The sequence below is a fragment of the Bartonella sp. AP9QHHD genome (genome assembly GCF_042195625.1).
GTDB lineage: Bacteria > Pseudomonadota > Alphaproteobacteria > Rhizobiales > Rhizobiaceae > Bartonella.
Genome location: NZ_JBHIOP010000013.1, coordinates 1 through 9,329 on the forward strand (window position 1 = coordinate 1; position 9,329 = coordinate 9,329).

General features: G+C 44.0%; 2 protein-coding genes and 3 pseudogenes. 4 read left to right on the forward strand and 1 reads right to left on the reverse strand.

The annotated features are described in order from the left end of the window. Nucleotides 1-515 precede the first annotated feature (515 nt). Nucleotides 516-1,174: pseudogene (locus ACFIK4_RS00925) on the reverse strand (type ISP restriction/modification enzyme); the annotation flags it as partial. A gap of 257 nt (nucleotides 1,175-1,431) precedes the next feature. Here ACFIK4_RS00925 and ACFIK4_RS00930 point away from each other — a divergent pair. The 4 genes and pseudogenes from ACFIK4_RS00930 to ACFIK4_RS00945 all read left to right on the forward strand — a co-directional run. Next, the gene (locus tag ACFIK4_RS00930) at nucleotides 1,432-1,611 is read left to right on the forward strand and encodes a hypothetical protein (RefSeq protein WP_375612457.1); all 180 of its coding nucleotides are present in this window, start codon (nucleotides 1,432-1,434) and stop codon (nucleotides 1,609-1,611) included. After that, nucleotides 1,604-3,364: a ShlB/FhaC/HecB family hemolysin secretion/activation protein gene (locus tag ACFIK4_RS00935; RefSeq protein WP_375674598.1), complete on the forward strand. Its 1,761-nt coding sequence runs from the start codon at nucleotides 1,604-1,606 to the stop codon at nucleotides 3,362-3,364. The genes ACFIK4_RS00930 and ACFIK4_RS00935 overlap by 8 nt, the downstream gene beginning before the upstream one ends. Nucleotides 3,365-3,455: 91 nt before the next feature. Next, a pseudogene (locus tag ACFIK4_RS00940) lies at nucleotides 3,456-4,228 on the forward strand (filamentous hemagglutinin N-terminal domain-containing protein); the annotation flags it as partial. Nucleotides 4,229-4,247: 19 nt separating this feature from the next. After that, a pseudogene (locus ACFIK4_RS00945) lies at nucleotides 4,248-9,329 on the forward strand (filamentous hemagglutinin); the annotation flags it as partial.

Consider the following 9,329-nt stretch of genomic DNA (forward strand, 5'->3'; position numbering starts at 1 on the left):
TGTGATCTTTTAAAGCCTTTCAAAAGAAAGGGATTATAATCATAATAAATGCTATCAAGACCATTATGGTTATGAGTTTTGACGGGGTTTTGAGTTTTGACGGTTGCCTCTTTTAGATAAAAAAACGATAAAAAGTAAAAACGTTATTTTTCAATGTGTTAATATTTTACAGATCTTAAAAAACAACCTCTATTGATAACACAACCTATAAATTCAACTAATAATATACGTTTTGAAGGGGTTTTGACGGTTTTTATACCTTCAAAACCTATAAGAAAAGTGAATATACATAACCCTCTTTAAACAAAGCTATCATTTTAGATTACGATATAATCTTTTAAAGGCAATCCAAATAAGAGTATCTAAAATTGCAAGTTTCTTCTTTTTAGAATAACGCATATAGACTATCCTTTCAGGATTATATGTAAGCAACTTAACAAAAGAGGTATAGATTATGGTTATAAGCTCTATACCCCTTATGCGTTTATCATACCCATTATGTGAGCATGCCAAATCTATTCAGTTTCTCTAATTTCTAATTTTGGTAAGTTTTTAACAATTTTCATTGTTTCTAAACTTACAGTGATAACCCTTTGAAATAACTCTAGAGGGTAGGCAGGGTTACCAATGGTTTCAACAGCATAGTGATTGGCATCATTCACAATACCACTCTTTTTATCTGTTTTTACACATTGACGCCCCATAAACCATTCAAGAGCAGGCTTGCCATTGACGATATACTCATAAGCTTCAAGAGGGATATCTGTTATTGTGATATTGCTGTTATAAATAACAGTTGATTTATCCTTTTCCTTACTATTCTTAATTTTTGCAAATTTTATTTCAGTTACATAATAGAATTTTTCGGGATTAGAGATTTCTGTCTGTTTTGGATTACCCTTTTTAAAGGTGACAGGATAAGGTTCTACAGTTTCATAGTTTACGTGCAAATGACCGAGTTCACGCCCTGCTGTCACAAATTTCCAAAAATCATCAGCCGTTTTTACGCAAGGGATACGAGGCAATTCTTTGCATAAATTATCAGCATAACGGGTGCGATAATCTTCTGAATGCAAAAAACCGTAAACATAATAAAACAGATCATCTTTAGTGTTTTTTCATTAGGATAAGCGGCTTTTAAATATGCTAATCCTTCATCAGTTATAGCATTACGCATTTTCTTTTTTTCTTATTTTAGTAAATAAGCGATTGTCATACTATTTTTCTTATCAAGCGATAATAATGGAGTGTTTTTTGTTGTCTCTAATATGTAACAGTTCCAATAAATTTGGTCTATTCTATGAATAAGAGTCTTTACTTAAAGCTCAAAATTATATTACATGCAACACCTTAAAATTAAGAAGCATATTAGAGTGTATGATTGTCATTTAACAGTGTCATTGTAAAATCTTCAAAAGCGGGGGAAATGATATGGTTTGCACAACTCATAAAGCAGGTGTATACAGTACAGTCTATGCTTTTTTCTCAGATGTTATAAGTATTATTCTCATCAAAAAATTAAAAAATTGTTACGCGGTTGGCGATTTTTTCTGTGACGCTGACGATATGGTTCATTTTGTTGCTCATTTTGAGGGCACAATGAATGCATAGATTTTTTTTCATTTTTGTTTTTGCGGCTATTTTGTGCCTTTTCTCGTTGCCGAGTTTTGCCCAAAACATTCGTGAGAAAGCGATTAATCAATCAGAGAGCATCCAACGACAACAAACGCAAGAACAGCGTTTTCAACGATTGCACCGTAGAAACGAAACACATGGGATATTTTTGCCAGACGATGATAGCACATCTGCCTATGGTGCTTCGCCTAGTACAACCTGTTTGCTGATCAAAAGCATTGAATTTGTTGGTGCTCAGTTGATTTCTCATACCGACCTTCATGAAGCCATTTCTCTTTGGGAAGGACGGTGTTTGGGGATTGCCGAAATCAATAAAGTGCTCAAAGCGGTGACCAAGCTTTATATGAAGCGCGGCTATATTGCAGTGCGGGCTTATTTGCCTGAGCAGGATTTAAGCGGCGGTCATCTCAAGATTGTTGTTGTTGAAGGTGTGATGGAAGATATCACTCTGGATGGGCATAAAGTTGAGAGGAGACTTCAAGGAGAAATCACCACGGCTTTTCCAAACCTTATTGGAAAGCCGACCAATCTGCGCCAGATAGAGCAAGGGCTTGATCAAATCAATCGGCTTTTCTCACGCCAAGCCACCATTAATCTTGGTGCGGGGAGCAATTCGGGTGGTTCGATACTCGATGTTCATATTGAAAAACAGAAACCTTGGCTTATTACGCTTTCCAGCGATAATCTTGGCGCTAAAGCAACAGGGCTTTATCAAACGCGCTTGAGCTTTTCTTTTGATGATCTGTTGGGGATCAATGATCAATGGTCGTTGAGCTATCAGCGTTCTATGGATGGTAGTCCGTATCATTTTTCTCACAAGCGTCCCAATAGTGATACTCTAACGGGATCATTTTCTCTTCCCTATGGCACTTGGACAACAGGTTTTGATGGGACGTGGAGCCAATATCATTCGAGTGTTAAGGGAATATTTTCCGATATTATGACTGCGGGTAAGTCTTTATCGCTGACACCGTGGATTTCACGGGTTATCGACCGTGATCAAGAGGGAAAGACCTGGCTTACAGGACGCTTGACATGGAAATATTCTGATAATTTTATTATGGGCAGTCGGGTTGATGTTTCCAGCCGTAAATTGGCTATTGCAACCTTTGAGCTTGATCATTCGCGCAAGTGGCTTGGAGGAGAATTAAGCGCGCATATAGGGTTTCATAAAGGGTTGGCAATTCTTGGCGCTTATGATGATAAAGAGCAAGAGAATACAACAAAAAATTCACCCAAAGGGCAATTTTCCAAATTATCTTTTTCCCTAGGCTACGTGCGTCCTTTTTCGCTCAAACAATATAACTTTCGCTATAACACGCTGTTTTCAGGACAATTATCACCCGACACGTTGTTTAGTTCAGAGCAAATATCGCTTGGTGGTAGTTCCTCTGTGCGTGGGGTGCGTGAGGCGATTTATTACGGCAATAATGGGGCGTTTTGGCGCAATGAATTGTCGCTGTTGTTGCCAGGTTTTTCTTCGAGAATGGGGCGTAAATTTATGAGCCAATTTGCCCCTTATATGGCGCTTGATCTGGGGGCCGTGGCCAATAATGTAAACAAAAACAGTTTTGGCGGGAGCCTCGTTGGGGCAACTCTTGGTTTCCATGCAACCGGAGACATTACGGATATTGATGTGTCTTATTCGAATATTTTAACCCAATCGACAGTGCGAGAAAAGGGAAATGCGACAGGGTTATTTCAAGTGCGGGCATTATTGAGATTTTAGAGCAAAGGGGCGGTAAAAAATATCGCTGCGCTGTTTATACCCATATGGGTTGTTTTTTTAAAGAGATAAAGAATTTTATGAGGAGCTGAAGATGCGGGGATTGAAAGATCAAAAGCATAGATTGGGATATGGATACAAGCTATGGCAGCGCGTTCTTTGTGTTTTGCAGCGAGGGATCCATAAGGGGCTTTCACTTGTTTTAAGCTTTTGCTTAGCTTTTCAGCCTTTGTTATTGCAAGCACAAGCGCTTGGAGCGCGAAGTCCTGTTGCACAAGAGAGCCAAGGGATTAAAGCAGCTGATGGGGTTGGCTCTGTTTTCCGCCCCACGGTGGGGAAAGCCGGCAATGATGTGCCGCTGATTGATATTGTTCGCCCCAATGGACAGGGTCTTTCTCATAACAAATATGACAGTTTCAATGTTGATACCCATGGCGTAATTTTGAACAATTCGACTGAGGAAGTCTCGCGTTCACAGCTTGGGGGATTGGTGCCAGGCAACAGCAATTTGCGTTATAGCGGTGCAGCAAAGGTTATCCTTAATGAAGTGGTAAGTGCCAATCGCTCGCGTCTTGAAGGCATGAGCGAAGTACACGGGCATATGGCGGATGTTATTATCGCCAACCCCAATGGGATTACCTGTAACGGTTGTGGCTTTATNCCAACCCCAATGGGATTACCTGTAACGGTTGTGGTTTTATCAATACTCCACGGGTGACTTTATCGACCGGACAACCGATTATTGGAGCCGATGGGGCTTTGAGTGGGTTGCGTGTTGAGGGTGGAGATATCACCATAGGTTCTCGTGGGGCTGATGGGAGTGCATTAGATATTTTTGATCTTGTTTCGCGCAAGATCAGTGTCGGGGGTCCCATACAGGTCAANCTTTATTAATACACCACGGGTGACTTTATCGACTGGACAACCGATTATTGGAGCCGATGGCGCTTTGAGTGGATTGCGTGTTGAGGGTGGAGATATCACCATAGGCGCTCGTGGGGCTGATGGGAGTGCATTAGATATTTTTGATCTTGTTTCGCGCAAGATCAGTGTCGGGGGTCCCATACAGGTCAAAGGAGATTTGGCTGTTATCGCGGGGCGCAATCATTTTGATTATGACAAACGCGAAGCAACTTCTCTTGGTTCTGATGGCAAAGAGCCGGAATTGGCGATTGATTCCAGTGAGTTTGGTGGAATGTATGCGGGGCAGATCCGCGTGATTGCCAATGATAAAGGCGCCGGCGTTAAGATGCGCGGAGACATGGTTGCCAATGCAGGCGCCATGAGATTGACAAGTGATGGCAAGCTGGTGATTGCCAAAGCACGCGCCAAAGGAGCGGTGAAGGCTCACTCCCACCACGATAGTGTGCACGTGAAAGATCTGCTTTTTTCAGAAGAAGCGGTTGAGCTGAAGGCTTTGAAACATGTTGAATTGGCTGAGCAAGCTCGCGTTGCGGCAAGCGGTGCTGTTGATGTGCACGCCGATGTGATCAAGCTCCAGTCTCATGCTCTTCTAGCAAGCGGTATTGGGAGTGATGGTCAACAGTCAGCGACGGGTTCTTTGCATTTACAGGCAGCAAAGCTTGAGGCGGGGAATGGGCGGATAGCCGCCGGTGATCTTTTAGAGATCCAAGCAGCAACAATTGATCTAAGCCGCATGCAAGACAATGATCAAACAGGGGTTTCTTCCCTTGGCGATCTGACCATTAAAACCAATCAAATCAGCGCTTTAAACAACCATATTGGTGCCAAGGGGAATATTGTCTTGAGCGCCGATGATGCGCTCACTGTAGGCGCTGGACATTATAGCGCCGGCGGTTCTCTTTTGGTGGAAGCAGCAGAGCTTACATCACGCGCGCGCTTAGTGGCAGAGCAAAAAATTGACCTTTATGCGCATCACGGTGCCCTGATCCAAGAAGGCACTGTCTGGTCCAATGGGGAGATAACGCTGGATGCCCATGGTGCCCTCAATCACACGGGTGATATTGTCAGCATGCAGCAGGTTGCCTTGACAGCGGGGGGCATGCTCACAACCTCTCAAGAGAGCACGATTTTAAGTTATGATGTGGTTTTAAGTGCTGATGCTTTAACCCAAGCAGGGACTGTGGAAGCCCAAGAAGGAGCATTAACCCTTCAAGTGCGTGATGGGGTTATCAATAGCGGCACAATGCGCGGTGAGAGTGTCGATGCTCATATTGGTGCATTTACCAATCAAGGGACGTTTATTGCAACCGATGATTTGCATTTGATGGTAAGCGCACAAGAAGGCGCCGATCCGCAACAAGCCTTTCTGAAGAATACATCCGAAGGGGTTCTTCAAAGTGGTGGCGTTTTTGTTGTGACCGCAGGGCAATTAGACAATGCCGGTGTGCTTGGCTCTAGTGGTGAGAATGTTGCCCTCAATGTGGCAGGGAATGTCAGCAATAGTGGGCTGATTTACGCCAAAAAATCTATGGACGTATTCAGTGATGGTGATTTAACCAACACACAGGGCAGAATGATTGCAGAAGAGGCTCTCAGCATTGGTGGGCTGAAAGAGACACGTGCTGGTCATATAAATAATGAGGCTGGTCTTCTCAGTGCTTTAGCCGGTGAGATGAAGATTGTTGCAACGTCTTTTGTCAATAAAAGCGCTGAAACGACAAATTCAGAGCAACAAAACGCTACACATGATGAAGGTGCGCATGTTTTAGCGCGGGATGGTTTGCGCATTGATGTGGGCAGTTTTGAGAATGTTGATGGTCTTATTTCTACGCAAGGGGCAGTCAATATTGTTGCTGATAGTGTGATCCAAGCAGGGCACATAGAGATTGAGCGTGGTGACCTTCAACTGACCAGCCACGGTGATTTAAGCAATAGTGGCACAATAGAAAGCAATGATACCATTGCTTTGCATGCGCAAACAAATCTCAGCCAAACGGGGCGCATTGTCTCTAAAAAGCGGATAGAGCTTTCCAGTGATGGCATATTGACAATGGGCGAGACAAGTGAGGTTGGCGCCTATGATGTAACGCTGAAGGCAGGCACACTCACCCAAACTGGGCTTGTGGAAGCGCAAGGCGGGGTACTGACTCTCAACAGTCATGATGTTTTAAGCAATTCCGGTATTATGGTGGGCGGTGTTGTTGATGCGAAGCTTGGGTCTTTAGCCAATTCCGGTCAGCTTTTAGCCAGTGACAGTTTTACGCTTGTGGCAAAAAGTCATGATCCGTCATTGGGGCAAGTTGCTCTGGTTTTAAATGGTGAAGACGGTGTTCTCAAAAGTGGTGGTGCTTTTGTCTTAACCGCAGATGTTTTGGACAATGCCGGCAGTATTGGTTCAAGTGGTGATGGGGTTGCGCTCAATGTGAGCGCTGATCTGAGTAATAGTGGGCTGATTTATGCCAAGAAATCTGCCATTTTCTCCTTGGATGGGGATTTTATCAATAAGTTTGCCGATGTCATTGCTGAAGACAATCTCATCATCCGTGGTTTAAGTGGAGAGCGGGCTGGTCATGTGATCAACAGCTCGGGTCTTTTAGAAGCCGTGTCAGGCGATATGATCTTCGATGTCTCAGCGCTTACCAACATGCGCGAAGGTGGGGTTGAAGTTAGCGATAAAGTGATTTCTCACAGTTACGTGCGAGGAGAATGGGAAAATATCCCAAATGTTGATAAACACACAAGGATCAAGAAAAATATCGACACTACGATCATTCGTCAGCAGCCTCATTTTACCAATAATGCGGCACAGATTTTGGTAGGGCGTCATCTCACGGTCCATGCCGGTGATATCCGCAATAGCTATAGTTTGATTGCTGCTAATGGCAACATTGAGATGCAGGGTGATACGCTGCTCAATGAGGGGCGTGATTTAATTGAAACAACCAAGATTGTAACTGAAACACGCTACAGATATAAGCAATGTAGTGCCACAAATCCAGCATGTATAGGGCAAGGTGCAGAAGAATGGGATGGTCCTACTTTTACCCAAACACTCAAACGCACTTATGATGCTGTTTATGGCACGATTGAAGCTGGTGGCACGCTTGATGCCAAGTTGACAGGCTATATTGACAATCATGCGGTGCGTGAGGGGGTTGAGCAAGTTGGCTTAAGCTCTGGCGATAAAGGGTTGGCTGGTGTTAAAAACACCGATTTTGACGGTTCCAAACCACTGATTAGTGATGATCGATTAGATGGGATTATCAATGGTTTGAAAGGGCATAAAGGGCTTTTTGCACCAAGCACAAAAACACCCGCACCAGAATCCATACAGGTGCCAACGCAAGACGGGCTTAGCTCTGTTAAGACAGAATTGGACCAGACCCAATCACCGGATGTGCCGTTTTTAGTTGAGACGCGACAGGACTTTATCAACCCAAGCAAATTTTTAGGATCGGACTATTACTTAAAAAAGATTGGCAATTATAAGCCTGAGCACGTGTTCAAAAAGTTGGGGGATGCTTATTTTGAATATCGTCTGGTGGGTGAGCAAATCTTCGAGCTGACAGGCAATCGCACTCTTCTTGATGTTGAAGATCCCAATGCTCAAATGCAAAGGCTCTATGACAATGCTGTGGAGCAGCAAGATCCCTTGGGGTTAGTGCTAGGCAAGCCCTTAACGCCTCAGCAGATTGCTGGGATCAAAAAGGATATGATCTGGCTTGAGACCCACCTTGTCGACGGACAAGAGGTCTTGGTGCCTCATGTTTATTTGGCACCAAACACTTCTTTAGCACAAGATGTTTATGGGGCAAAAACGCAGCAAGGAAACTTCGCCAGTGCTAGAATAAAAGGCAATGGCGTCACTATAGAGACGGACCGTTTTGCCAATAGCGGCACCATATCAAGTAATGGTGCATTGCATGTTTCGACTACGCAAACTTTGTTTAATGATGGTGGTTTTTTGCTTGGCAGCGGTGCTGTAGATCTCAGCAGTGGCGATCTTTTAGCCAACTCTTCAGGGGTTATTCTGGGGGATATCATCACCCTCAATGCGAAGACAATCATTGATGGGACTGCAAAAATCCGTGACACGAATGAATATGGTTTTGTTGATCGGAGCGGGCAGCAGGCTCAAATCATTTCTATACAGGATTTAAACATTCACTCCCTTGGCGATTTAAGCATGACTGGTGGCCAATGGAGCAGTGGTGGATCGACGACGGTGATTGTCGATGGTTCTGCTACGTTTGGTTCATTAGTGCTAGAGAGTGACCATAAGGAGACATTGGAAAAAGGGCATTATAACGCCCAAAGCAGTGAGCACCGTTTGACAGAAGTCAACAGTGATGGAGATTTGACCATTGTCACAGGTGGTGAACTTAACCTTGGGGGAAAGTTTAAAGCCAAGGGCAATGGGGATTTCACCAGTGGTGGCGCTCTCAACGCGATTTCAGAGCAAGATTTTAACAGTTTTGATTTGGATCTGAGGGGCAAAGAAGGCGACAAATCGAAGCAAAAGAATAAGTTTCGTCAACAATCAACAGAAGTTACTACAAACAAAACCACGATAGAAACAGAGGGCAACCTCTCCATGCATGCGCAAAATGGGGATCTCACGCTTGATGCGGCAGGGCTATCAAGTGGTGGTCAGACGCATTTGGCATCAGATACGGGGAAGATCAAGTTTCTGACCAACAAGGATCAAGATTTTAAGGACGTTTATCAGCGTAATGAAAACCTTGTGTGGTGGAGTGAGAGCGATAAAGGTTACCTTAAGGAGACCATCGAACATGTCACCATAGATGCTAAGGGTGGCATAAAGCTTGATGCGGGTGATGGCTTCGTTGTTGAGTATCAGGCAACCGGTGATTTAGACAAATCCCTTGAGCAATTGTCTCGCTCTCCAGGCATGGCATGGATCAAGCAACTGCGTGATGATCCAGAATTATCCAAGCAAGTGGATTGGCAAGCAGTTAAGGCTGAATTTAAAGACTGGGATTATAAAGCCCAAGGGCTGACAGAAGCCGGTGCGGCTCTCGTG

What these genes read in the sequence shown, in the direction of transcription:
- ACFIK4_RS00930 (WP_375612457.1), top strand. Translation starts at nt 1,432, where the DNA reads ATGGTTTGCACAACTCATAAAGCAGGTGTATACAGTACAGTCTATGCT.
- ACFIK4_RS00935 (WP_375674598.1), top strand. Translation starts at nt 1,604, where the DNA reads ATGCATAGATTTTTTTTCATTTTTGTTTTTGCGGCTATTTTGTGCCTT.